Origin of the sequence: Alloscardovia sp. HMSC034E08 (assembly GCF_001813415.1) — a bacterium.
GTDB classification, from domain to species: domain Bacteria; phylum Actinomycetota; class Actinomycetes; order Actinomycetales; family Bifidobacteriaceae; genus Alloscardovia; species Alloscardovia omnicolens.
The window spans coordinates 1,358,223-1,382,561 of sequence record NZ_KV812468.1; the positions used below are offsets into that span (position 1 = coordinate 1,358,223).

Here is a 24,339-nt window from a genome sequence, read left to right on the forward strand (position 1 = left end):
ACTCAGTTACATAATCAACACCTGTGTCTGCGAGCCAGATCCAATAAAACCACATACACAAAATTCCTGACACGCCCCCCTTGGTTAGTTATTCAATTTGCTCAAACACCACATATAACACGACAACTCGCATGTAATCCAAGCAAGAATTTATGAAGTGATTTATTTCGCTTCGTGTGCTGTATCTTTTACCGCTAAGCACAGCTACGAACGATACAACAGAAAACGAGGCTATACATCATTTTATGTGTCCGTAGAGTTTGTGTTAGTTTACTTGTTTTTTGAATAACACATGTAAGTACAAGGATTCATTCACAATATTCAATAGAATCTCAAGCGTCAATTCTGCAACCACATCAGTTATACATCGTTACAGTGTTTCCTGCTCGATATTGCAGCATTCTTCTTTATGGCGCGTGTCATAAAGAAGAATAACTGTCCACTAAACAGGGTTCACGTCAAACTCCAAGAAACAGAAAAATTCCCCTTCACCGTAACAATATGCTTGTTCGATAAAGGGGAACATTACGCAATGCGCAAAGCAACGTTGTTTAGAAATCCTTAGATTATCTGGTTACTTTACTGCGCTACGCCTGCAGCACGTACTGCGTCAAAACCAGCCTGAAGGTCAGCCAAAATATCATCGATATGTTCGGTACCAATAGACAGACGAATGGTGGACTGAGTAATGCCCTGAGATGCGAGTTCTTCTTCGGTCTCCTGAGAATGTGTGGTAGAAGCTGGGTGCACAACCAAGCTCTTCACATCTGCAACATTCGCCAGCAAGCTGAACAGCTTCAAATTGTCAATAAAGACGCGAGCTGCATCCTTACCGCCCTTAATATCGAAGGTAAAGATGGAACCTGCTCCATTAGGGAAATACTTGGTGTAGAGCTCATGATCAGCGCGGTCTTCAATACTTGGATGGCTTACAGACTCAACTTCTGGAACGTTGCGCAAATATTCCACAACCTTCAAAGCGTTCTCTACGTGACGTTCCACACGCAAAGACAAGGTTTCTGTGCCCTGCAACAAAATCCATGCATTGAATGGAGAAATTGCTGCACCGGTATCGCGCAACAAAATTGCACGGACACGAGTAACGAAAGCAGCTCCACCCAAAGCTTCATAGAAGTTCAAACCGTGGTAGCTGTTATCTGGAGTAGTCAAAGTTGGGAACTTTCCAGGAACTGCAGCCCAATCAAAGTTGCCACCTTCAACAATCACACCACCCAAAGTTGTGCCGTGTCCGCCAATAAACTTCGTTGCGGAATGCACAACGATGTCTGCGCCATGCTCAAATGGACGGAACAAGTATGGAGTTGCGAAAGTATTATCAACAATAACTGGAATGTTATGACGATGAGCAATCTCAGAAATAGCTTCAAAATCAACCAAATCAGAGTTTGGGTTACCAAAAGTCTCAAAGAAGAACAGCTTCGTATTCTCCTGAATGGCATCCTCGAAATTCTTAGGGTCAGAAGGATCAACGAAAGTGGTGTTTACGCCATCACGTGGAAGTGTATGAGCAAGCAAATTGTATGTACCGCCATAAATTGTATTAGCAGCAACAATATGATCGCCATCCTCAGTAATATTACGCACAGCATAGAAAACAGCGGAAGCGCCAGAAGATACAGCCAAAGCAGCCGTGCCGCCCTCTAAGGAAGCAATACGCTTTTCAAAAACGTCCTGTGTTGAGTTAGTCAAACGTCCATAAATATTACCTGGATCAGCCAAACCAAAACGAGCCTCTGCATGATCAAAGTTATGGAAAACATAAGAAGTGGTCTGATAAATCGGTACAGCACGAGCGTCGCTTGCTGGATCAGCTTCTTCCTGTCCTACGTGCAGCTGGAGGGTTTCGAAACGGTAGTTGGTATCAGTCATGATGTGTCCTTTCAAAGTGTCAGTTTCAAAGTGTCAGTGAAAAGCTGATGGACACCAATGTACGACTGTTTTGAAGAAAACACGCACTTTTTATTATCACGTTTGCTTATAGCCTTTTATCAGGCGTTGAAAAACACGGTTTCAGCGTGTAAAACCACGTGGAAAAAGTTTACTTACTGCGCTAGTGTGTGTTGTAGCGAAGTTCGCTGAGCATGAAATATGACTATGAAATGCATGAAAGTGAGCGTCACTACAAGCCTCGATACATTCATTCGATACATTCATATGAAGGTGTGAAGTTTTATGACAAACGAAAACGTACTTTACCAGCGAAATCCGGTATATATTCCTCGCGTAGCAGCTGTTCATGATATGTGTGGGTACGGCAAATGCTCTCTGACAGCAGCCATCCCTATTTTGTCTGCTGCAGGTTGCGATGTATGTCCTGTGCCAACCGCTCTATTCTCAGCGCATACTTTGTATAAAACCTACACTTTCCATGACACGACGTCTATTTTGTCTGAGTATCTTGACGCTTGGAAAGAAGAAAACGTTGACTTAGATGCCGTTTATTCCGGTTTCTTGGGTTCGCCTGAACAGGTTGATCTTGTAGAACGCTTATACAAGGAATATCCTCATGCTTTGCATTTAGTTGACCCAGTTATGGGCGACGGCGGACATATGTATCCTACCTACACTCAGGAGCTGTGCGAGGCAACGAAGCGTTTAGCTGTGGGAGCAGATATTTTGATGCCTAACCTAACGGAAGCATCTATTTTGACTGACAGCGAGTATCCTGGTCAGAATATTTCTGACGATCAGGTTAATACCATTATTGATGCTTTGCTTGATTTGGGCGCTCATAATGTTGTTCTTAAGGGCATCGACCGCGAAGATGGAAACTTGCGCAATTACGTGGCTAATGAAAACACACGTTCTGCTGGAAAGATTGAGCTTGTCCACGAGAAGTTGCCATATATGATTCACGGTACGGGCGATACTTTCGCATCCTCTCTTAGCGGTGCTGTGCTCGCCGGCAAACCTTTAGATGAAGCTGCTCGTATTGCAGGCGAGTTTGTGCGCAAGGCAATGGCTTCTACACGCAACCAGCCTCACTTTGAGGAACGAGGCGTGAGCTTTGAGCTTGTGCTCGGAGAGTTGACTGGCTTAGTTGAGTAAGAGTGAAGTAAGGAAGTTTTGGTTAACAGGATTTCGTGCACGGGCTGGTTTTGTGCGCTGGGCTGATTTTACGGGCTGGTACGTCTTGGTTCGGCTTAGGTCAGCAGCGCTGTAAAGCAAGCAAACGATAAAACAGACGGATGTAAAAGCTCTCTGTAAAAGGGCATGCTGTAGCGGGTACTGTGCTAAGCGGACTGCCGTAAAGCAGGTACGTTGGAAAGGCTTGTAAATGCCCAAGCAGGGGCACGATAAACGGACAGCTGTTAAGCAAATACATTGCAAAGGCTCTCTGTAATGAGATATCTGTAAAAGCTCTCCAAAACGCTCATCGGGTTTAATGCTCGGTGAGCGTTTCGCATATTTCTGTGCTTGCTTGGCTTTTATAGGCTTAGATGTAGCAGGCTTTTCGCGCGGTTTTATATGAGGTTCTTTGAGGAAGCTTTATTAGTGGTTTTATCGATGGTTTTATCGATGGTTTTATAGGTAGTTTTATAGGTAGTTTTATAGGAGGCTCCCTTTTTTCTAAGCGCTGCGGATATTATAGCGTCTAGTTATTCACATCTTACCTAGTTATGCACAGTGTGTTATTCACATTGGTTCACATGTTCATTTTTCTTCGTGATTTACTACCAATCTGTGCTGAACTGGATATATGACTACACAAACACAATTAGCAACGTCTGCAATGACGCGCACGCATGCTCAGGATTTAGGCCGTTTTGGTGAAGATTATTCATGCCGATATTTGCAAAATATGGGGTGGAGCATTCTTGATAGAAACTGGAGGTGCCGTTTTGGAGAAATAGATATTATTGCTTTGGCTCCTGCAGATAAAAACAGTTCAACTCCTATTTTAGTTTTTCTCGAAGTTAAGACGAGACGCGATGACGCGTTTGGAGATCCATTAGAAGCTATTACTCCAACGAAATGTTGGCATATGCGTAAAGCGGCTGTTGCATGGCTTGCTCAACATCATACGAAAACACCTCAAATTATACGTTTTGATGCTATTGGCATGATTGTATGCAATTTCCGCGTGCGAAGTCTCACGCATGTAAGGAGGATTTTGTAATGAATATCGGACGTGTTTACACTGTAGCTTTAACCGGCATGCACACAGATACCGTTACTGTGCAGGGTTTTATTTCTCAAGGATTACCACAGTTCACAATTGTTGGTTTGCCCGATGCTGTGCTCACTCAGGCACGCGAGCGCGTGAAATCTGCATGTAAGACAACGAATTTTCGGTGGCCGCAAACGAGAATTACACTGAATTTGTCTCCGTCATCTTTGAGGAAACATGGTTCGAGTTTTGATTTGAGTATTGCCATATGCATTTTTAGCGCTATGCACTGCATTAGCTCATCCATTCTGGAGGACACAGTTATCGTGGGTGAATTGGGTCTGGATGGTTCTGTTCTGCCCATTGTGGGGGCTTTACCGATTGTGCTCCATGCTCGCGCGATGGGAATGTCTCGCGTGATTCTTCCTCAGGCTAACGAGCATGAAGCTCAGACTGTTACAGGTATTGATGTTATCGGCGTGTCGAGTATTCACGAAACGTTGAAGATTTTAGGGGCTCCTGTTACGTTGATTGGCTCACCACCGCCGGCGGCAGCTCCGACTCTTTTTCAGCAGATCGATAATGATTCTGATGATTTCGTTCACACTAGCTGCGAGGACAAGACCAACGATTTTAGTGATGTGATTGGGCATGAAGATGCTAAATATGCTCTGCAGATTGCTGCTGCAGGTGGGCATCATGTGTTGATGCAAGGTCCTCCTGGTGTGGGTAAAACAATGCTTGCGTCACGGCTTCCTTCTATTCTTCCTGATCTTGACGATGAGGATACGTTGGAATTGGCATGTATTCGTTCCGCTCAAGGTAAGCCTGTACATTTCCCTTTAAGCCACACTCCCCCGTTTGTGAGTGTGCACCACAATGCTACGCTCAAGTCGTTAGTAGGTGGATTGGCTGGGAATACGATTGTGCCGGGTGCTATGACTCAGGCTCATCATGGTGTGCTTTTTATTGATGAAGCACCTGAGTGTGAACGTGCGGTGATGCAGGCGTTACGTACTCCCCTAGAAAGTGGACATGTTACAGTGGCTCGCGTGCGTGGTCACGTCAACTATCCTGCACGTTTTCAACTTATTCTGGCACAGAATCCTTGCCCATGTGGTCGCTTATGGTCACCTCATGGTGAGTGCATATGTTCATCTGCTGAACTACGCAGGTATCGTCATCGGATTTCTAGTGCTTTACGTGACAGGCTTGATATGAAAATTAATGTACGCTCTGTGCATGCTTTGTCTTCAAGTTCTGCTCCCACAGATATGTATAGTCCTTTATCTGGCGATCATCAACATTGGGATTCTGAACATATGAGAGAAAATGTGCGTCTGGCGCGTGAACGCAGTGCTGCACGATATCGGGGTTTAGGTTGGTCTGTAAATGCTCAAGCTCCTGGAACGTGGCTAATGGAGCATACCCCATCGTCTGCTATTGCGTCTTTGAATGCAGAGCTTGAAGCCGAAACTCTGTCTATACGCGGAGCCCACAAAATACTGCGTGTAGCGTGGACTCTTACCGATGTTCAGGGCAAAGCTCAACCAGATGATGCAGATATTGCAAATGCTCATACCTTATATTGTTCAGGAGGATGATATGTACAAGCCAATTGATGAAGCTGTTGCTCTTGCGGTGCTCAGTTTCGCGTGTAATGGTGTGGATTCTCTGTCTGCATATTTAGCGAAACATTATCGTGGAGGTAATAGCATTGCTCTTATACAACGACTCCAAGAGATGAGTATTAGTTACAGTACTGGGTTTACGTTGCCTGATTATTCAGATTTGTTGCAGTGTTTGGCTCAAGAACCGCATACAAGTGATTTAGCACCCCAACTACGGCAACGCTTATTATCGTGGTTACATGCTTTAGCTCCGTATGCTCGTATGAGTTTATCTTCTTTAGCCAATGCTATGACGTGTAACTATAAATATTGGATTATTGATGCTTCGAGTCCATATTGGCCAAGACAGCTCAATCATATTTCCACTCGTACCGATTCTGAAGCTCCTCTATGCTTGTGGGGTTTGGGAAGTATTGATGCTTTATGTTCCTGCGATGCACCGATAAGTATTGTAGGTTCACGTTCTGTGGATGCTTATGGTCGTTATGTAGCCTTCCATGCGGGAAAATACGCAGCGATGCATGGGCATATGGTTGTGTCTGGCGGTGCTCTTGGAGCTGATGCTGCAGCTCATTGGGGAGCTTTAGCAGCAAGCGATATTTTAGATGAGCCAGGCAGAACTGTTGCGATTATGGCTGGAGGTCTGCATCATATGGGACCTACACGTAATACTACTCTGTTTGAACGCATACTACAGAGCGAGGGAGCTATTATTAGCGAACTAGCTCCTGATGTTGTTCCTGAACCATACCGTTTTTTAGAAAGGAATCGTCTGATTGCAGCTTTAGGATCCACTCTTATTGTTGCTCAAGCGCAACACCGCTCTGGAGCTTTGAATACGGCTACGTGGGCAGCAACTATGAATCGTGATGTTCTTGCTGCTCCAGGCAATATTCATGAACCATATAATTCTGGTTGCAATCGCCTTATTGCTAATCATAAGGCATCTGTATTAGTCTCTGCTACCGATATGAGCGATGTATGCCACCCAGCACATGATCCCTATAAAACGTCTAGTCATACCACTGATACTTCTCTAAGTCCACCATAAATTCGACATCCTTGAGTGTGCATACTACGCCTTCATCTTCCAGCAGTAGACGCTGCTCATCTGGACCACCGAAAGCAAAACCTGAAGCTAATGCTCCAGATTTGAAAACAACACGATGACATGGAATAACTCCTGGCTGAGGATTGCCATGCAAAGCGTATCCAACATAGCGAGCACTGCGAGGAGAGCCTATAAGACGCGCGATTTGACCATAGGTTGCTACTTTGCCTCGTGGGATTTGGCACACAACAGCGTAGACGCGCTGCGAAAAACTTGGTTCTGACTGTGTGGGCGTTTCTAAACTGTGCGAACTCATAGCTTAAAGATACAATGTGCATATGAACAGCTCAACATATTCTCATATTGCGCAAGCATGGCAATTCATTGAAGAAACTAGCATGTCTGCCGATACAGCAGACATCCAGTCTGTGCGTGCTCAAATAGCACATAAAAGCACCGTAGTATCGAGTTCTCTTGCGGCTTTTATTGGTATGCAAGCTCAGCTTATACAGGCACGCAATGTGTTGATTATTGGATTAGATAGCGGTATTGAAATTCCAGTATTAACGCATGGTTTAGGTGAAGCCAGTCAGCTCACTGTTGTTACACCATCTGCTGACGATGCTCAACGCACGCGTTCTATTTTTGATTCTCTGCGTTCACCTCATACACGCATGCGTTGTGTGAGCACAGACGTTAAAACTTTCTTACATCGACTCAACGCCCACGATTACGATATGATTGTTGTGTCGTCAGAGGCTGAGAATTATGCAGTAGCGCGTGATGAAGTTGCACGCTTATTGCGTGATGGCGGCATGCTTATTCTTACCGATGTTATGGCTTTGACTGATGAAAAGTCTGAGGGCGGAGTTCCAAACCCAGCTGACCGTCACGATAAAGCTGTTATTTTGCGAAGCGTTATTGACGAGCTGATGCACGATGAGATGTACACTACAGCTCTCCTATCAATCGCTACTGGCGTTCTCATGGCTATAGTTCATCAATAAAACATGTACAGGCTGTACGCTCAGGCGTACAGCCTTATTTTTTCTCATCTTCTCGTGTTGCTACACGCACAGCATAATCAATGTCATCTGTAATAACCAGCTGATCTATATCTTCAGTTCTAATCTTGCCGGACGAAGCAACCGTATGTCGTAACCAATCAATTAAACCTGACCAATATTGAGAACCAAACAGCACAATAGCACGGCCTGCTGTTTTATGCGTCTGCACTAAAGTCAAGGCTTCAAAAAGTTCATCAAGCGTACCCATTCCCCCAGGTAACACGATCAAACCGTCTGAATAACGCATAAACATGGTTTTTCGCGTGAAAAAGTAATGGCATTGCATACCAACATTAACGTAAGGATTAATCCCCTGTTCATGAGGCAATTCGATGCCAATACCTATAGAGGTTCCTCCAGCCTCATATGCGCCTCTATTAGCAGCCTCCATAGCTCCCGGGCCGCCGCCGGTAATAACCGCATATCCTTTGCTTGCTAGAAGCGAACCAAGAGCACGCCCGTCTTCGTATTCAGAAGAATCAGGCTTAATGCGAGCTGATCCAAAAACGCATACTGCAGGACCTAAATCAGACAGCAGTTCAAAACCTCGGCGAAACTCTTCGCGAATAAATTCCAAACGTTGAATATCCCGTGCAGACATCACTTGGTCCGCAGTCATTTTTTCAACATCAGTATCGAATTCTGAAGTAAAACGCATTTATCTACCTTTCCCATCAGTTGCACGACGAGCAAACGCATCAGATTGCCGCTTCAATAATACTGCTGCTATAGCCGCGGACAGGATCGAACCAATCAGAACGCCAAAGCGCGCTTCGTTACTTAACTCAGGCTGCACATAAGCTAAGGAAGCCATAAGGAAAGCGACAGTAAAACCAATGCCGCAGGCTGCAGCAACTGGAAGAAGATCGCGCACTTTCAAACCTGCCGGTAATCTAAAACGCAGAAGATGCGTAGAAATCCATGAAAAGAGCAAAATTCCTAGCGGTTTACCAATAACCAAAGCTGCAATAACGCCTACAACCAAAGGCGAGGTGAAAAGTTTAAGACTTAACTCATCGAAATGCACACCAGTGGCAAAGAAAGCAAAAATCGGTAACGCCAAAAGAGCGGACAGCGGTTCGATTTTATGTAAATAACGACTTGCACGTGCATCATGCTCTGCAAAAACAGGGCGTGCAGGCGTAAGAAGTCCTGCTAGCACACCAGATAATGTCGGGTGAATTCCTAATTCATGCATGCTGTACCACATAAAGAAACCAGCCAAAGCAACAAGAATCCACGGTACGTTGCGTCGGCGAATAGACCAAGCCCACAAAGCAGCTCCGCCAATAATTCCAAACGCCCACCAGCCTCGATGCAATTCTGAGAAGAAAATGGCAATAATAATAATGCCTAACAGATCATCAACTGTTGCAAGCGTCATAAGAAAAGCACGCAATGCGCCAGGAATGGCTTTAGCGAACAGAGACAGAACCGCCAGAGAAAAAGCAATATCTGTAGCAGTTGGCACAGCCCATCCTTTAGCCACCTGTGCCAAGGAAAAAACTTGACCGTTCGCAACACTTTCTACTCCACCATGAATACCGGCTGCAAGAGCAACCGTACTCACAAAAATAAGAGCAGGCGCTATCATGCCTCCTACAGCAGAAATCATGGGAACAGCAGCCGCCTTCATATCTGAAAGCGAGCCCGTAGTCAGCTCTCTTTTTAAATCTAATCCAACAACAAGAAAGAAGATAGTCAGCAAACCATCTTGAGCCCATTGATCAACCGTTAAATGCAGATGCAAAAACGGGATGGAAATAACAGTTTCACGCACAGATTCGAAGACTGGGTAGGTAAACGTGAGATTAGCACAGATAAAACCAATCAGCGCTGCAGCCAACATAATCATGCCAGAAACACGATCAGAAGCTGCGATACGTTTAATATTTACGAGAAAAACTGATTGTTTTTGACGTCGCGAGGCGCTACTTGGTCGAGGTTGGCGATGCTTACGCGGCTGTGCTGTCATAAAAATCCTATCTACCATCAGTGAACTGTCCTATTTTACCGTAGAAGCACTGGATTTTCGAGGAGATTTCACTGTATGCGCCAATAATGACAACACAAAGAGAGCGTCACGACAACGTAGCGACAACACAACGACAACATCACCCCAGACAGACGCGACACGCCGACTTGCACATCTTAGCAAGGAGTGGTTATTATATACGAGTTGCTTGAAGCACTGCGCCGATAGCCCAACGGATTAGAGCATCTGACTACGGATCAGAAGGTTGCAGGTTCGAATCCTGTTCGGCGCACAGATAAAACCTCCACTCCGGTGGAGGTTTTTTGCTTACGCGCACGCTGAACGTACCGAGCGTGGCTTATAGGACATTTCGTGTTGGTTTTTTGCTTGTTTTTTGTTGCGATGACGCGGTTTTCAGGGGTTTGAACTGGTTGTGACTCGAGTTTTAGGTTGGACATTTCGTGTTGGTTTTATTGGGATTTTTGGTGTGCTGACGCGTGTAAATCATTGCTGAACTGGTGCTGAATGAGAGGATAGGTAATCCTGGATGCAAAATTTGTCAAAACACACACAAAAATGGGACACTACCAGTAACAGACACCAGCGTTATCGCCGTGCCCATTGTGGTGCTAGTCAGATCTGGTCTAACGATATTCGTGCTCGTTACTTTAACGAATTCTTACGTTCTATCACGAGCCGGTCACGGTATGCGGATTTGCTCGGTCATGGTCGTAACGCGCGGCGTAAGTTTGCTCAGTTTTAACATTTATGACCCGTGTCTAATCTAGTCAACCAAGTCCATCACATGGTATTCGTTGATGGGATTTACCTATCACGTAATCTGGTCGTTTTGATCGCGTGTACCACGTGTGATGTCCTAGGCCGGTACGTAGCAAGAAACGAGAACACACAATCATAGAGAGCACTGTTATCTCGTGTCGCTCCTGCTGATGCCGTGGTACGCGATGATAGTTCAGGTCTTGCCCGCGCATTAAAACACATTGACTCACAAGCAGGGTACAACGCTGCACTTTCCATGAGTTTTGCCAAGTCAAACACAAAACAACGACATAGCCACGAACCCAAGCAGGAGTTAATCTGTACGATTTAGCTAAGCAACTCTTAACAATCAGCACTTGTGACCAAGCCGTTGAATAGATGGTCAAACTCAATGCGTGGAACAGACGCTACCAACAGTTCTTGACACAGAAAACCCTTTTATCCCACGGTAAAATCGTGCCCACCCATCAACGCCTGATCGAGGCAAGAAACACACTGAACAAACTGGTCAAACAAGGCAGCCTGTTTACTTTTCTCGACCCATCACTACACGTAGCTGACAAGCCCATCCCCGCGACAATAAACCAGATCGAAGAAGGAATCAACACACGACCTGAGAGCTCTTTTGCGCGACCATCGTGGCATGCCCATAGACCATCGCGTAAAACCGTGTTGTGGTGGTGCTACCTACACCAAGAAGCCCAGCACAAAAACTGGCACAAACAACCACTGACGAGCAAACCAACACACTGTTTGAAAACGCCTCTCATCGCACACAAACCCAAAACGAGATCGAGCACTGAGGCACAGACATCAACTGGAGCGACCTACACCACGCACAACCATGGCACCACCCCCCACTAACAAAACCAACACAAAATGTCCTATAAGCCCCGAACGCGCGGATATACAGAGCGCGGCTGCTCTACACGAGAGCAACCGCTAGAAAAGGCTTACTGCATACAAATAGTGTTCAAACTCATTGAAGAGTCAATGGAAAAATCTGCACTCGATGGCTTTACTCCTGCACTCACCAAATTGGAGCCCAACATCGCCACCATCGCCCCATTATCCGTGCATAGCCTAATTTCTGGAATGTGCACATTCACACCATATCTCTTCCCCGCATCAACAAGAGCAGCGCGCAGTTGAGAATTGGCGCTAAAACCGCCACCAACAATCACGGTAGAAGAATCTAATCCGCGAGCCGCCTTCATAGTCTTATTCGCTAAAACAGAAGCCACAGAATCTGCTAATGCCGCGCATACATCGTCCACATTAATGCCGTTTCCTTGGTCAACCTGCGATTCAATCCAGCGGGCTACAGCTGTTTTCACGCCAGAAAAACTGAAATCATAAGGATGCGCAGCAGCCGCTTTACCCTGCGTAAGTCCCTGGGGTACTCGTAAAGCTTTCGGATTGCCTGCCTGGGCATGACGGTCTATATGCGGACCACCTGGATAAGGGAATCCTAATAATCGTGCTACTTTATCGAAGCACTCTCCTGCTGCATCATCTAAAGTAGTTCCGATAACGCTCACATCAGTGGCAATATTATTCACATGCAAAATCGATGTGTGACCGCCCGACACAATCAAAGCCAAAGTATTCTCGGGGATATCTCCAAACTGCAACTGAGTCACTGCCACATGACCAATCACATGGTTAATTCCATACAAAGGCTTACCGGCAGCCCATGCCAAAGATTTTGCTCCCGAAACGCCCACTGCCAAGCACCCTGCCAACCCTGGACCGGCAGATACCGCGATAGCGTCTACATCGCTCAACTCAATATTCGCATCTGCTAAAGCTTGAGAAACAACAGGAACAAAAGACTCTGTATGCGCACGCGACGCGATTTCTGGAATAACACCACCATAGCGTGCATGCTCATCCATAGATGAAGCCACCACATTCGATACCAGAGTTTTACCACGAACAACTGCCGCAGCAGTCTCATCGCAGGTAGATTCAATACCTAAAATAAGCGGTTCACTCATGTTGTGCTCTCTACTTCCTCAACTCGTTCTCAACGTTCTTAATATTTTCAACGTTCTCAACGTTCTCATTACGCGCGGCGCTTCGGTTTATAGCGCTTCGGTTTATAGTGCTTTGATTTCCAGCATTTTGCCCCATGAAGCTTTGATTAGTAGCGCTATGATTTCCAGTTTCATGAGCGCCCTGCAAATCGCTATCTCTCCCACTGCGCGCATCCGCAGGCACACTAAAACCAACAGGATACACACGTTCCGGCGCAATTGTATAAGACATCGTATATGCATCTTTATTTTCAGGCTGATAATAGCGCTTACGCAATCCTAACTGCTCGAAGCCAGCAGAACGATAAACCGACAAAGCAATCTCATTATCTGTTGCTACTTCGAGTAACATGCGGTCGGCACCCAACCGTGCTGCTTCCTCTTTCATCATGTGCATAAGGTGTGAAGCAATATGGCGGCCTTGATATTGTTCATCTACGCCAATAGTCATAATTTGCGCATCTTGACCGTCGAACCAGAAACCTGCGTAGGCAATAATCGTATGATCGTCATTAAAACGTGCCACCCAATACGAGCGTGCAGGCGCTTCTAATTCCTGACTAACGGCATCCGCGCTCCATGCTCCTCGCCCGAAAAGTTGCGTTTCTAGCTGTGCGATGCGCGCAATATCAGCAGAGTCTAGAGCAACTAAATCAAGCTGTTCAAAACTCACATCCGCAAACTCAGCGATGCCCACCTGCTTACCCCTTGCGTTCACCGCTATCTCCTACTTGACCTCCAACTTGAATCTTTACATTCTGTTTTTCTGGATTTTGAGTTTGTGCATGATTTTCTACCTGACCTCCTACGCGCAAAGAAATCGAGGTTTGACCTAGTATATGCTTATTCGGCGCTGGAATAGTAACATCCGGACGACGCAAGTACAAAGGATCTGTGGACACATCTTTACCTTGGAATTCGCGCATTAATGCACAGGACGCGAAAATAGCCAGTCCTGCAGCTCCCGCGTCATGAAGAACTGACTCTTCCCGCACTTCGCCCACAGGTAAATCTGCCCAAGCGCTCTCGTAGCGCGTTGCACCGTGACCAATAATATCGACCACACAAGAACCGTCAGCCCCAGCCACACTACTAGCACCACCACTGAGACCGCTTGCACTATCAGCTCCAAAACCGTCAACCCCAGCAGTATCAACACTCCTAGCGCTATCCCCCTGAACAAATCCGAATTTTCTCAAAACCTCACGCACACCCTGCGCAATATCTGTGGCAGAAGCAATATTCATTGCAAGTATCTCTTCACCACCCTGACCGTACAAAGCATAATACAGTTGTTTGCGACGAGCATCATTCACTGCCAAAGCAAAATGATAGGTCTGTGCAGCAGCCGAATTGGGATAAGCAGAATTGGGATAAGCAGAGTCCGTATAATACTGACCCATATTAGCAATTTCTAGACGATTCCATGTGCTCTGCGCTTCCAGAACATTCATTCCCACAAGCTGCGCGCCTGTTGCCAGGGCAAAAGCGCGGGCAGCCACAATACCAGCACGTAAACCAGTAAAAGGCGCAGGACCAGTGCCCACAACCACTCGCTGAATATCTGCAGGTTTCAGACCAGCTTCCTCAACCACAGATGCGATATGTGGTTGTAATAACTCAACATGCGAGCGCGAATCAGCTTCGTATAATGGCGCATGACCTACTACGCCGACGGTTGATCCGAACGATGTATCAATAACTAAAGTTGGCTTATCATACAGGCTTGCAATAATATCCACGTCGAAAGCTAAATGAAGAGCTTGAGCCATGTGATTCGCACTAATATAGGTCATTATTCTTCCTCGCCCTCCGCTTTATAACCCTCCGCTTTATAATCTACAGTATGTTCCGCGCTACCTTCTGCAACGTCTTCAGCTTTCATCATTGATGCAATAACCTCAAGACGTGACTGCCATATTGCTCCGACCGCATTAAGCGTAATAGTGCGCGTACCCTCGCTGGTAAGTTCAGTGTCTCTTTGCACACCACTACCCGCAGCACTTCTTTCCACGCTTCTGTCGATAAGAATTTCTAAACGCTCAGGCGCTAGAACAGAGGCCATCATTGACCCCCATTCCATAAGAATCACTGTATTATCGTCTGGCTCTTCTAAAACCTCGTCGAGACCAAGAGACTCTAACTCGTCAAGAAGACGGTTAACCGCAGCAGAAGCAGCATGTTGCGGATCACTGAGCGCATCATCATTATCTGACCCCGGCAGACGGTAAGCGTCTACATGCACAAGGTGTGCGCTCTGACCATTGCTAAAAGTTCCGCGTAATTCTCGCGCAATAGTAAAAGTAGGCGATACAACTGGCTCAGTAATCGATAAACCTCGCCCAATACCTTGACTGAGCGTGGTTTTGCCCGCTCCTAAGGGGCCAGATAGAACAATAACTTCGCCGCCTTGTAAATGACGTGCAATATTTTCGCCAAGCCCACGCATATCGTCTGCGGTCGCTGCATACACAATTATCTGCTCGCTCACGAATTCATTCCCTCTACAATCGCTGTGCCATGTGTTGTTATACATTCTAAAGTTTTTTCAAGCGCATAGACAGGATCGCCTCCTGAGCTTTTGCATTGTTCATCCGCCCATGCGCACATTTGAATAGCACGCGCTAAACCTGCTGAGTTCCAACCGCGCAAATTGCGTTTAGCTTTGTTATATAGCCATGTATTCGTCAGCCCCGCTTCAGCTTGACTTATTTGACCTGATTCTACTGCTGCAACTTTGGCAATAGAACGTAGATGAGAAGCGAGTACGCCAATAATTGCTATCGGAGCCATACCTTGGGCAACGCTATTTCTCATATCGACAATAGCTCCAGCAAGATTGCCTGCCATCGCTTTATCAGACACTTCAAAACCGCTGACTTGCGGATTATTCACCATATACTGCGAAACGCTTGTTACAGTTATCGGGTTTTCATCAAAATCCATGCATAACTGTTTACACATGGCTGCAATTTCGCCCGTTTTACCAGCAAGAACGCCAGATAATAATGTCATAGCGTCGGCAGTCATGTAACGACCGTAACGTTCGCATTCACCAGTAATAAAAGAGCGGTAATCTTTTTCTTTTTTGAGCTGCGGGATGTCAATAATTTCTGCTCCCGCTTTTTTGAGACGGTTAACTATTCCGCTGCCTTTTTGTCCAGCATTTTTGCGGCAGATAACGACCGAATCACCGATAGAACGCTGTTTATGATCTCCTGTATATTTTTCGAGTATTTTAAGGAAATCATCGGTACTGTTTTCGAGATTATCGACACGTACAATAGCTCCGTCAGAGAGCAAAGAAGGACTGACTGCTTCCATAAAACCGTAAGCGTCTGTATGAGCGGCATCCATCTCAATGCGTTCCATATGAGGAAGTTCAGCGCTTATATCATGCAAAAGCCTGCGCAAGGTTAACGAATTCAGATACTCGTCTCCCCCATTGACCACATATACCGCACTTTTTGCCATACGTCTAATGTCCTTTCCAGCGTGGACAACTGTGCGTATTATTGTGCTGAGTAAGAACAGAAATGCGAATAAATTCCTGCCATCTCTCACGCATACGCTGTTTAAACGGCACTCTATATTCTCTCTCAAAGCGATAACGATTCTGCCACCAACGCCATCCCCATATGCTAGAACCAATAACTACGCTTCCCGCTATATAAATCGTAACCATAACGCTAACCGGCACAGAAACTGAAGCATACGGCAGACGAATAATAATATCGCTTACACGCACCATCACAGCTGTAGCACATCCAGATAACCAAGCGCACACATACCCTGCTTGAGGCCACAGCCAGCTGAGAGCCAGACTGATTAATCCGAATACTGTAGCAATATCCATAGGAACGCTCACAAGAAGATTGCTCACTATCGCATACATAGGCACTTCATCGCTGAGAATATACGATAACGGTAATGTAGCCAGTTGTGCGCTCACGGTTAAAGCCATTGGTGCTGCTAGCCAACTAGGTAAGAGATGAGTCATCAGTTTTTCGCCCCATCGTGACCATGTGAGAATTCCTATCACAGCGGCGCATGAAAGCGCAAAACCGATACTTGCAGCTACTTCAGGATTGAATAATACACACAGTATAATCGTCCAACATAACGCGCAACTCGCATATGTCTTGCGTCCCAGAAAAACGTAAAGTGAGGAAAAGAACATCATAATACTAGCCCTGAGCACAGAACCTGAAGGATACATAACCAGATATAAGCCTGCGTTTGCTGCAATCAGAAGCAGAGCACGTATGCGTCGGTTAATGCGCAATCGCGTGCACAGCCATGTAACCGTGCTGGCAGCAAGAGCGAAATGACCTCCGGACACAGCTAAAACATGCATAATACCGGCAGTACGAAAAGAATCTTTCAGTTTATCTGCTTGCTTTTTCTGAGAATGATTATTGGGCTCATAACCATTAGAGACCACAGATGAAAGAAAAGCATCATGACCCATCACTCCTAACGTTACGCCGGGAACAAGAAGTGAAGCTGTGCCACCTAGACGAGAGGTTTGAGAAAGAAAACGCTGCTGCACGTGAGAAACGGCTGCATGTAAGGCTGACGCTGGTCTGAGCAAACGCACGCATGATGAACAATTTTCCTGAACACGAAGATTCCACGGGGTGCGACCAATATTGGACGCCCCCACCGTTCCATGAACAAAGTATTGTGCTGATGTTTGCACCGAGCAATCTCGGCTATTGCGCGCCAGAAGACTAACGCGCACAGAACTCCTCTGCCACACACCGCGTAGGCGCACGGCCTGCAAGCGGGCTTGAACTGAACAGGAAAAACCACGTAAGGAACTATGAATTGGAGGCGATGTAATATGCACATGAGCACTGACTGTTTGAGCAGCACGCACAGATGTTGAGTTCACAGCATCATTCGCTACCATGCGCACATACACCGTCGAATTAATAAGCGCACACATACTCGCGGCAATACACACGCATAGATACGGCATCAGCCATACCCTTAGCCGCGCTCGCCCCGCTACTCTTAACAGCAAAACTGCGCACACAAGAGCAAGACCAGCAATTGCTGCAACAACAAGAATAAGAAACCTCTCCAAGTCAGCAGAATACGGACTCTTCACCATAATGGCGGTTACTGCCCACATGCACACAGCGGGAAGGAGAAGACGAAAATCATGTTTATTGGACGCGCACATGGCTTCTCATTTTCTCGAGAGTTTTTGCGCCAATTCCCGATACCTCCATAAGATCATCAACACTGGCGAAAGAACCATGCGAGGAACGATAATCGAGGATTTTTTGCGCGGTTACTGGGCCTACGCCCGGTATATTTTGAAGTTGATCGACACTAGCCGTATTAATATTTATGCGCGGATCAGGCGCGGCTTGTGTTTGCTGCTCAGCTGGTTGTTCGGATGACTGTTGCTGTGATTGCTGTTCGGCTGATTGCTCGGCTGGTTGCTGAACGCTCTGCTCTTGTTCCTTACTCTCTGACTTAGCTGTTTGCTTATAATCTTGACTATAATTGTAAGTTTCCGATTGAGCGGTTTGTAAGCGCATCATTGCAGAACTTTGAATACACAGCAAAGTCAAGCTAATACTCAGGGCAAAAATAAGAATAAGAATGGTCAGAATGGACCAAGTGGGAGATCCAAGAAATGTGGGTAAAGCGCTGGGAAGATGGCGCATTATATCTGCATGATTGTTGGACTCCTTCTGGTTAGCATCACCCTTATGTGCTGGATGATGACGCTCTGTGCGAGATAACCATAACGGGCTAAAGGAACGGTCTCGAGCACTAACCGTCCGCATATCATTAAGTTGCGTAGTAAAAATCTGGGGATCTCGTTGAGTCTTCACCCTTCTAGCTTGCGTCAGGCTAGAGCAGTTTTAAAAATCTCTGCGTAATTGTGAACCAATGTGAATAACACACCCTGACACGCCGGCGAGAGCGTCAAATCTTTGTCGGTTCATCGGAATTTAGCGGGAGTGTGTAGGTTTGTGGGTTGTAGGTGCGTGGAGGTTGTGAGCATGGAGCGCTAACAATGCTCACGCCCACCGTTAAGAGTGATTTCAGCTTCCACTCGTGCGTGAATCGTGGACTGCTAGGGCAAGTCATGTTTCACGAATCACTCAAGACCTGAGCCAAGCCAAAGTCCCACTAAAATCGCGTAAGCCTGTATGTCTTTTGCCCGGTCTGACTTGAAGGCTCTAGTGGGGTGTGAACGAGGACGTGTTGGACACGTCTTACCTCATTCCATGAGAACGGCGAATAATGCCACTAAAACACGTTGTAAGCGAGGGCACGTTCGACGCGCCTTAAACTACACCACGTATTACGCCACTTTTGAGAGTTCCTACCAGTGTAAGACAAGACACGTTCAACACATCATAAACTACAACACACGGATCAAGATAACCCGCATGTTTAAGGTCATTACGCATGGCACACCGCATCAGCACACCACACACACCGTGTCACCACACGCGAAGTCACCTAAAACCACACAAAAAACTCGCTGCGTCAAACCGATTACAGTTCAACACAGCGAGTACTTGTACGCGCGTTAAAAGCTCTTATTCACCAGGAACAATAGACACAATACGTGGTGCCTTCACAATCACCTTGCGAGGAGCAACCCCTCCTAAGCGTTCCACGATTGCTGGCAAAGCTAATGCTTGAGCTTCCAAATCTTCAGCAGAAATATCTGGGCTCACTTCAAGCTTGCCGCGAACCTTACCCTTAATCTGCACAACAGCAGTCACTGTATCTTGTCCAACAAAGCGCTCATCTGCCACTGGCCAGTCCGCGCGAGACAAAGACTTCTCATGACCGAGCTTGCTCCACAGCTCTTCACAAATATGAGGAGCAATAGGCGAAAGCATCAAAATCAAAGGCTCAATAGCTGCACGTGGCACGCGATAGAAACTTGTCAAATGATTATTCAACACAATGAGCTTGGAAATGGTGGTGTTTGGACGCATATTTTCCATTTCCTCAGTAACGTCCACAATGGTGTTATTCAGCAATTTAGCAGTCTTCTCATCAAGCTGCTCATCGCTCACAATCACTTCACCAGTGTTTTCGTCAATAACGTTACGCCACAAACGCTGCAAGAATCGCTGAGATCCAACAACGTTGCGAACATTCCATGGACGAGACTCGTCAAGTGGCCCCATGCTCATTTCGTACAGACGGAAAGTATCTGCACCATATTCGTCATACATATCGTCTGGCGTAATAATATTCTTCAGGCTCTTACCCATCTTGCCGAATTCACGGTTTACAGGCTGTCCCTTATACAGGTATTCTGTATCGCCATTATCGCCCACAACTTCTTCTACTTCTGCTGCAGGAACGTACTGACCGCGCTCATCTGTATACGCATATGCCTGAATATATCCCTGATTAAACAACTTGTGGAATGGTTCAGGAGCGCTAACCACACCCAAATCATAGAGCACCTTGTGCCAGAAACGAGAGTACAGCAAGTGAAGAACGGCATGCTCCACACCGCCCACATACAAGTCCACGCCACCGGAGGCACCCGTTGTTGCATTGTGCTGAGCACCCAGCCAGTAGTTGAACTCTTCTGGAGATACCATAGCATCACCGTTGTTTGGATCGGTATAGCGCATGTAGTACCAGCAAGAACCTGCCCACTGAGGCATGGTATTAGTATCGCGGCGATATTCCTGAGGACCGTCACCCAAATCGAGAGTAACGTTCACCCAGTCCTCGTTACGGCTCAATGGTGCTTCCGGATCGGTATCGCTATCCATTGGATCGTAAGTGCGAGGAGAATAATCTGGAACATCTGGCAGATTAATTGGCAGCATGCTGTCTGGAACAGTATGAGCCACACCATCCTTATCGTAGACGATTGGGAATGGCTCGCCCCAGTAACGCTGGCGGCTAAAGAGCCAGTCGCGCAAACGATACGACACAGTGCCCTTACCCACGCCCTGCTCCTCTAACCAAGCAGTAGCAGCAGCAGTTGCATCGTCAACGCGCATACCGTTTAAGTTAAGTTCTACGCCACCAATATGCGTGCTCTCCACGTGCGAATTAATCACGCGACCATCATGCGAGGTATAAGCCTGCTTACCCTCATAATCAGCAACCAAGCTCTCGCCGCTACCCTCTTCTGGTTCTACTGTATAAATCACAGGCAAACCAAAAGCAGCAGCAAAATCAAAGTCTCGCTGATCTCCACCAGGCACAGCCATAATCGCACCAGTACCGTAGCTCATCAGCACATAATCAGAAACAAAAACAGGAATCTGCGCGCCAGTAATCGGGTTCGTTGCGTACAGACCAGAGAAGTAACCGGTTTTCGCACCGTTATCTGCTACGCGATCCATAGCAGTCTTAGCCATAGCTTCACGACGGTATTCGCGCACAGCCTGGCTCAAAGATTCATAACCGCCGCGCCAAGCCTGCGGAACATCACTATCCCAATCAGCAGGAACATGCTCGAGGAGCGGATGATCAACTGCTACAACCGCAAAAGTGGTACCGAACAGCGTATCGGCACGCGTGGTATATACTTCCATATCCTGAGCACCGTCAGCAGTTGGTACTTCAAAATGCACAGCAGCACCATGAGATTCACCGATCCAATTGCGCTGCATAGCCTTAACTTTATCTGGCCAATCAATGCCATCGAGGTCTTCAATCAAGCGATGACCGTAGGCAGTAATGCGCATGGACCACTGAGAAAGCTCACGCTGAAAAACAGGAAAATTACCGCGCTCAGACTTACCTTCAGCAGTAACCTCTTCATTAGCAAGAACAGTTCCCAAACCTGGGCACCAGTTCACAGGAGACTTAGAAATATAAGCCAAACGGAACTCGTTTAGCACATCGTCTTGCTGCTTTGGCTCCAAATCGTCCCAAGCGCAACCTTCGAAACCAGGAATCTGCTTGTCGCCCGAGCGGAAAGCATCAATGAGCTCAGAAATAGGTCGAGCACTACCCACTCCACCATCAGCGCGCTGGTAATCCTCGTTATACCAAGAGTTGAAAATGCGAGTGAAAATCCACTGCGTCCAGTGCACATACTCAGGCTCAATCGTAGCGAAAGAACGACGATTATCTAAGCCCAAACCCATACGATGCAGCTGACGACGCATATTAGCAATATTTTCCTCAGTAGTAATGCGAGGATGCTGACCTGTCTGCACAGCAAACTGCTCAGCAGGCAGACCGAAAGCGTCATAGCCCAAAGCGTGCAGAACATTTTCGCCCTTCATGCGATGGTAGCGAGACACCACATCTGTGGCAATGTATCCCAAAGGATGACCCACGTGCAATCCGCGCCCTGATGGGTATGGGAACATATCCATAACAAAGAATGGCTTGCGGTCACCGGCAAGCTGACCTTCGCCATCAGTTAAATCACCGGAGACATTAGCAGCCCAGAAGGTGCCTTCTTTCTCCCACTTTTCCTGCCAATGTTCTTCAATTTTTTGAGCAAGAGCAGCGTTATAGCGCCATGCAGATTCAGACGTAGTGAACTCTTCCATTCATTAACTCGCTTTCAGAGTGCTTTAATGCTTATATCATGCTTATATCCGCTGTATACGTTCTATAAGTTCTAAGCCGTTTTTTAAGCAAAACTAATCAAATTATCGAGGCAAACGTGGACTTTAGCGCGAACGTGCAGACAGATTGTTTCACTTCGTGATAAAGATCTCTGCAGTTTCTTTTTACTGTTTTCGCGATAGTTCCTCGATAGTTTCCTATGCAGTTTTCGCGATTACTTTAGAAACAGCTGAGATACTACCCTACTGATTAACAGACAGTACGGATAGCTGCGTTTGCCCGCTTTACTTTTGTGCGTTCTAGTTCGGCGCGGCACGCTTTACTTGAAACGATTAGACCGAGTAAACACCCAACCAGCAATACCTGCCAATGCCATAGAGAGCACTGTCATAATCCAGAAGCCGTATGGATGATTACTCAAAGGAATATCTGCGAAGTTCATGCCGTACATCGAGAAAATCATGGTTGGAATAGACATAACCAAAGAAATAATCGTGTAAATCTTCATTACGTTATTCACGTTATTCGACACGATTGTGCCGAAAGCATCGGTCATGCCCTGCAAAACGGACTGATAAATGCTAGCCATCTCAATAGCCTGCTTGTTTTCCGTAATAACATCCTCAAGCAGATCGGCATCGTCCTCGTAATAGCGGAAACGCTGCAAACTGGTGAGCTTTTCGAGCACCACTTCATTAGATTTCAACGAAGTCGTGAAGTATACCAAGGATTTCGACAGCTCCATAAGCATAAGAATTTCGCGGTTCGCCGTCGAATGCTGCAAGCGCATTTCGAGCTTATCGCTTTCGCGGTCGATAATACGCAGATAACGCAAATACATGGAGGCGTTGCGGTACAAAACCTGCAAAATAAAGCGCGAACGCATAAAAGTATTAAAACCGCGGATAGCGCCATCCATAAACGGCTGCAAAAGCAACGAATCTTCCATACAGACGGTAACAATCAGTTCGTCGGTAACAATAATTGCTAAAGGAATGGTTTCGTACCAATCCTTACCGCTGCGCTCCTCCACTGTTGGAATATCCACGATAATCATGGTGTAGCCGTCCTCAACGTCTACACGCGAGCGTTCCTCGTCATCCAAAGGCGCGCGCAAATCGGCTAAATCAATCTTGCATTTCTCGGAGATTTCGGCCAGTTCCACATCGGTTGGCTTGCTCAGGTTTACCCATGAGCCTCTCTCGGGGCTTGCTATTTGTTCTGTTTTTCCATTAATTGTGCTAAAAACTCGCATCATAGCCATCACCCCCTATTCTCTGTGCTGTTCGCTTAAACCCAACTTTTTTACTATACGCTATGCCTTGGTTTTTTGCACGTATGAGACCGCTATTACACTTATAACACTGTGAGAGACTACATCTCACAATAAAGAGGGAAATTGTTGTGCATTTTTATACGCTCGCATATATTACGTAGCATCAGTCTGCGAATGTTACGTTTCGCCTTGTCGTTCTTATCGCGCTTTTCATCGCTTTGCTCTTCACCTCGCTGCGCTACTTGCATAACAAGATGAAAACGCGTTTGCGCGATTTGAGTATCGGTTTAGTCGTACTATTTACGATTTTGCTCGGTATTAATGTGCAAGATTATATGCAAAGTTATCGCTCCGTATCGCAAGCTCAAATGCTCAGCAAGTTCTTTACCAGTATTTCGATAGATCACAATGTGCCCGTTAAAGATATTGTTGTGAATTCCACAACCCTTAAAGATGGCATGATTATGCGCTTTAACGAGGAAGATTACACGGTTCATTTAGGCGACGACAACAATACCTACACGTTGGAGCGCACGCACGTTATCGATCACCACGTGTATATCGACTAGTTTTAAGGAGCTTCGATGATTGATTCTTATACTTTGATTGCCCTGAAATTCGCCATCGGTATTGTGGTGGTGATTTTGCAGATTAATATTTGGGGCAAGTACGAGTTTTCCGTGAATACCCCGCTTAACCAGATTCAAAATTATGTGCTCGGTGACATTATTGGTGGCATTATTTACAACGATTCGATTTCGATTATTACGTTTATCATTGTTCTGCACCCTGTTCGATTCGGGAACTTTGCGTACGGTTGGCCTCGCCCGCTGACCTCTGACAAG

General features: G+C 46.3%; 17 protein-coding genes, 1 tRNA gene and 4 pseudogenes. 9 read left to right on the top strand and 13 right to left on the bottom strand.

From position 1 onward, the window contains the following. Positions 1-579: 579 nt before the first annotated feature. A complete protein-coding gene (locus tag HMPREF2909_RS07440) occupies positions 580-1,890 on the bottom strand; it encodes an O-acetylhomoserine aminocarboxypropyltransferase/cysteine synthase family protein (RefSeq protein WP_022857141.1) in 1,311 nt (436 codons plus the stop codon). A 303-nt stretch (positions 1,891-2,193) separates the two neighbouring features. Between HMPREF2909_RS07440 and HMPREF2909_RS07445 the strand changes: the two genes are divergently transcribed. From HMPREF2909_RS07445 to HMPREF2909_RS07460, 4 genes are all read left to right on the top strand, one after another. Further along, positions 2,194-3,069 carry a pyridoxamine kinase gene (locus HMPREF2909_RS07445; RefSeq protein WP_049215197.1) on the top strand — a complete coding sequence of 292 codons (876 nt, stop codon included), beginning with the start codon at positions 2,194-2,196 and terminating at the stop codon, positions 3,067-3,069. Positions 3,070-3,721: 652 nt separating this feature from the next. Next, positions 3,722-4,141 carry a YraN family protein gene (locus tag HMPREF2909_RS07450; RefSeq protein WP_210387889.1) on the top strand — a complete coding sequence of 140 codons (420 nt, stop codon included), beginning with the start codon at positions 3,722-3,724 and terminating at the stop codon, positions 4,139-4,141. Further along, positions 4,141-5,736, top strand: coding sequence for a YifB family Mg chelatase-like AAA ATPase (locus tag HMPREF2909_RS07455; RefSeq protein WP_049217419.1), 1,596 nt, complete (start codon positions 4,141-4,143; stop codon positions 5,734-5,736). The genes HMPREF2909_RS07450 and HMPREF2909_RS07455 overlap by 1 nt, the downstream gene beginning before the upstream one ends. A gap of 1 nt (position 5,737) precedes the next feature. After that, positions 5,738-6,814, top strand: a complete 1,077-nt coding sequence (locus HMPREF2909_RS07460; protein ID WP_071415791.1) for a DNA-processing protein DprA — start codon at positions 5,738-5,740, stop codon at positions 6,812-6,814. Here the strand turns inward: HMPREF2909_RS07460 and HMPREF2909_RS07465 are convergent. Beyond that, the gene (locus HMPREF2909_RS07465; RefSeq protein ID WP_071415792.1) at positions 6,777-7,130 is read right to left on the bottom strand and encodes an MGMT family protein; all 354 of its coding nucleotides are present in this window, start codon (positions 7,128-7,130) and stop codon (positions 6,777-6,779) included. The two genes, HMPREF2909_RS07460 and HMPREF2909_RS07465, sit on opposite strands and share 38 nt — an antisense overlap. A gap of 22 nt (positions 7,131-7,152) precedes the next feature. Between HMPREF2909_RS07465 and HMPREF2909_RS07470 the strand changes: the two genes are divergently transcribed. Beyond that, positions 7,153-7,821 (top strand): O-methyltransferase, encoded by a 669-nt coding sequence (locus HMPREF2909_RS07470; protein WP_148130828.1) that lies wholly within the window; start codon positions 7,153-7,155, stop codon positions 7,819-7,821. 34 nt (positions 7,822-7,855) lie between these two features. Here the strand turns inward: HMPREF2909_RS07470 and HMPREF2909_RS07475 are convergent, their stop codons facing one another. Further along, on the bottom strand, positions 7,856-8,500 hold the full coding sequence (locus HMPREF2909_RS07475) for an LOG family protein (protein ID WP_244897816.1): 645 nt from the start codon (positions 8,498-8,500) through the stop codon (positions 7,856-7,858). Positions 8,501-8,539: 39 nt separating this feature from the next. Continuing rightward, entirely contained in the window at positions 8,540-9,856 is a 1,317-nt protein-coding gene (gene nhaA / locus HMPREF2909_RS07480; RefSeq protein WP_084797312.1) for a Na+/H+ antiporter NhaA, read from the bottom strand. A 218-nt stretch (positions 9,857-10,074) separates the two neighbouring features. Here nhaA and HMPREF2909_RS07485 point away from each other — a divergent pair. Continuing rightward, positions 10,075-10,148, top strand: a tRNA-Arg gene (locus HMPREF2909_RS07485). Positions 10,149-10,389: 241 nt separating this feature from the next. After that, positions 10,390-11,439 (top strand): annotated as a pseudogene (locus HMPREF2909_RS08925) (IS1249 family transposase). Between the two features lie 150 nt (positions 11,440-11,589). Here HMPREF2909_RS08925 and tsaD read toward each other — a convergent pair. The 9 genes and pseudogenes from tsaD to HMPREF2909_RS07530 form a co-directional block, all read right to left on the bottom strand. Continuing rightward, complete coding sequence (gene tsaD, locus HMPREF2909_RS07490) at positions 11,590-12,636, bottom strand: tRNA (adenosine(37)-N6)-threonylcarbamoyltransferase complex transferase subunit TsaD (protein WP_071415794.1); 1,047 nt, start codon at positions 12,634-12,636, stop codon at positions 11,590-11,592. Positions 12,637-12,853: 217 nt separating this feature from the next. Beyond that, a pseudogene (gene rimI / locus HMPREF2909_RS07495) lies at positions 12,854-13,348 on the bottom strand (ribosomal protein S18-alanine N-acetyltransferase); the annotation flags it as partial. 28 nt (positions 13,349-13,376) lie between these two features. After that, positions 13,377-14,471: a tRNA (adenosine(37)-N6)-threonylcarbamoyltransferase complex dimerization subunit type 1 TsaB gene (tsaB, locus tag HMPREF2909_RS07500; RefSeq protein ID WP_071415796.1), complete on the bottom strand. Its 1,095-nt coding sequence runs from the start codon at positions 14,469-14,471 to the stop codon at positions 13,377-13,379. After that, a complete protein-coding gene (tsaE, locus tag HMPREF2909_RS07505; protein WP_084797313.1) occupies positions 14,471-15,211 on the bottom strand; it encodes a tRNA (adenosine(37)-N6)-threonylcarbamoyltransferase complex ATPase subunit type 1 TsaE in 741 nt (246 codons plus the stop codon). The genes tsaB and tsaE overlap by 1 nt, the downstream gene beginning before the upstream one ends. Next, a complete protein-coding gene (holA, locus tag HMPREF2909_RS07510) occupies positions 15,163-16,149 on the bottom strand; it encodes a DNA polymerase III subunit delta (protein ID WP_071415798.1) in 987 nt (328 codons plus the stop codon). The genes tsaE and holA overlap by 49 nt, the downstream gene beginning before the upstream one ends. Positions 16,150-16,153: 4 nt before the next feature. Further along, positions 16,154-17,815, bottom strand: coding sequence for a ComEC/Rec2 family competence protein (locus HMPREF2909_RS07515; protein WP_210387890.1), 1,662 nt, complete (start codon positions 17,813-17,815; stop codon positions 16,154-16,156). Positions 17,816-17,849: 34 nt separating this feature from the next. Continuing rightward, positions 17,850-18,482: a ComEA family DNA-binding protein gene (locus HMPREF2909_RS07520; protein WP_084797314.1), complete on the bottom strand. Its 633-nt coding sequence runs from the start codon at positions 18,480-18,482 to the stop codon at positions 17,850-17,852. 765 nt (positions 18,483-19,247) lie between these two features. Further along, positions 19,248-22,199, bottom strand: a complete 2,952-nt coding sequence (gene leuS, locus HMPREF2909_RS07525) for a leucine--tRNA ligase (protein ID WP_071415800.1) — start codon at positions 22,197-22,199, stop codon at positions 19,248-19,250. 338 nt (positions 22,200-22,537) lie between these two features. Next, positions 22,538-23,476, bottom strand: coding sequence for a magnesium transporter CorA family protein (locus tag HMPREF2909_RS07530; RefSeq protein WP_071416031.1), 939 nt, complete (start codon positions 23,474-23,476; stop codon positions 22,538-22,540). 191 nt (positions 23,477-23,667) lie between these two features. Here HMPREF2909_RS07530 and HMPREF2909_RS07535 point away from each other — a divergent pair. Continuing rightward, positions 23,668-24,063, top strand: a pseudogene (locus tag HMPREF2909_RS07535) (DUF3290 family protein); the annotation flags it as partial. Positions 24,064-24,078: 15 nt separating this feature from the next. Then, a pseudogene (locus HMPREF2909_RS09225) lies at positions 24,079-24,339 on the top strand (hypothetical protein); the annotation flags it as partial.

Excerpts from the sequence above, each read along its gene's own strand:
- HMPREF2909_RS07440 (WP_022857141.1), bottom strand. The coding sequence starts at position 1,890 with ATGACTGATACCAACTACCGTTTCGAAACCCTCCAGCTGCACGTAGGA.
- HMPREF2909_RS07445 (WP_049215197.1), top strand. The coding sequence starts at position 2,194 with ATGACAAACGAAAACGTACTTTACCAGCGAAATCCGGTATATATTCCT.
- HMPREF2909_RS07450 (WP_210387889.1), top strand. The coding sequence starts at position 3,722 with ATGACTACACAAACACAATTAGCAACGTCTGCAATGACGCGCACGCAT.
- HMPREF2909_RS07455 (WP_049217419.1), top strand. The coding sequence starts at position 4,141 with ATGAATATCGGACGTGTTTACACTGTAGCTTTAACCGGCATGCACACA.
- HMPREF2909_RS07460 (WP_071415791.1), top strand. The coding sequence starts at position 5,738 with ATGTACAAGCCAATTGATGAAGCTGTTGCTCTTGCGGTGCTCAGTTTC.
- HMPREF2909_RS07465 (WP_071415792.1), bottom strand. The coding sequence starts at position 7,130 with ATGAGTTCGCACAGTTTAGAAACGCCCACACAGTCAGAACCAAGTTTT.
- HMPREF2909_RS07470 (WP_148130828.1), top strand. The coding sequence starts at position 7,153 with ATGAACAGCTCAACATATTCTCATATTGCGCAAGCATGGCAATTCATT.
- HMPREF2909_RS07475 (WP_244897816.1), bottom strand. The coding sequence starts at position 8,500 with ATGACTGCGGACCAAGTGATGTCTGCACGGGATATTCAACGTTTGGAA.
- nhaA (WP_084797312.1), bottom strand. The coding sequence starts at position 9,856 with ATGACAGCACAGCCGCGTAAGCATCGCCAACCTCGACCAAGTAGCGCC.
- tsaD (WP_071415794.1), bottom strand. The coding sequence starts at position 12,636 with ATGAGTGAACCGCTTATTTTAGGTATTGAATCTACCTGCGATGAGACT.
- tsaB (WP_071415796.1), bottom strand. The coding sequence starts at position 14,471 with ATGACCTATATTAGTGCGAATCACATGGCTCAAGCTCTTCATTTAGCT.
- tsaE (WP_084797313.1), bottom strand. The coding sequence starts at position 15,211 with ATGTATAACAACACATGGCACAGCGATTGTAGAGGGAATGAATTCGTG.
- holA (WP_071415798.1), bottom strand. The coding sequence starts at position 16,149 with ATGGCAAAAAGTGCGGTATATGTGGTCAATGGGGGAGACGAGTATCTG.
- HMPREF2909_RS07515 (WP_210387890.1), bottom strand. The coding sequence starts at position 17,815 with ATGTGGGCAGTAACCGCCATTATGGTGAAGAGTCCGTATTCTGCTGAC.
- HMPREF2909_RS07520 (WP_084797314.1), bottom strand. The coding sequence starts at position 18,482 with ATGCGGACGGTTAGTGCTCGAGACCGTTCCTTTAGCCCGTTATGGTTA.
- leuS (WP_071415800.1), bottom strand. The coding sequence starts at position 22,199 with ATGGAAGAGTTCACTACGTCTGAATCTGCATGGCGCTATAACGCTGCT.
- HMPREF2909_RS07530 (WP_071416031.1), bottom strand. The coding sequence starts at position 23,476 with ATGATGCGAGTTTTTAGCACAATTAATGGAAAAACAGAACAAATAGCA.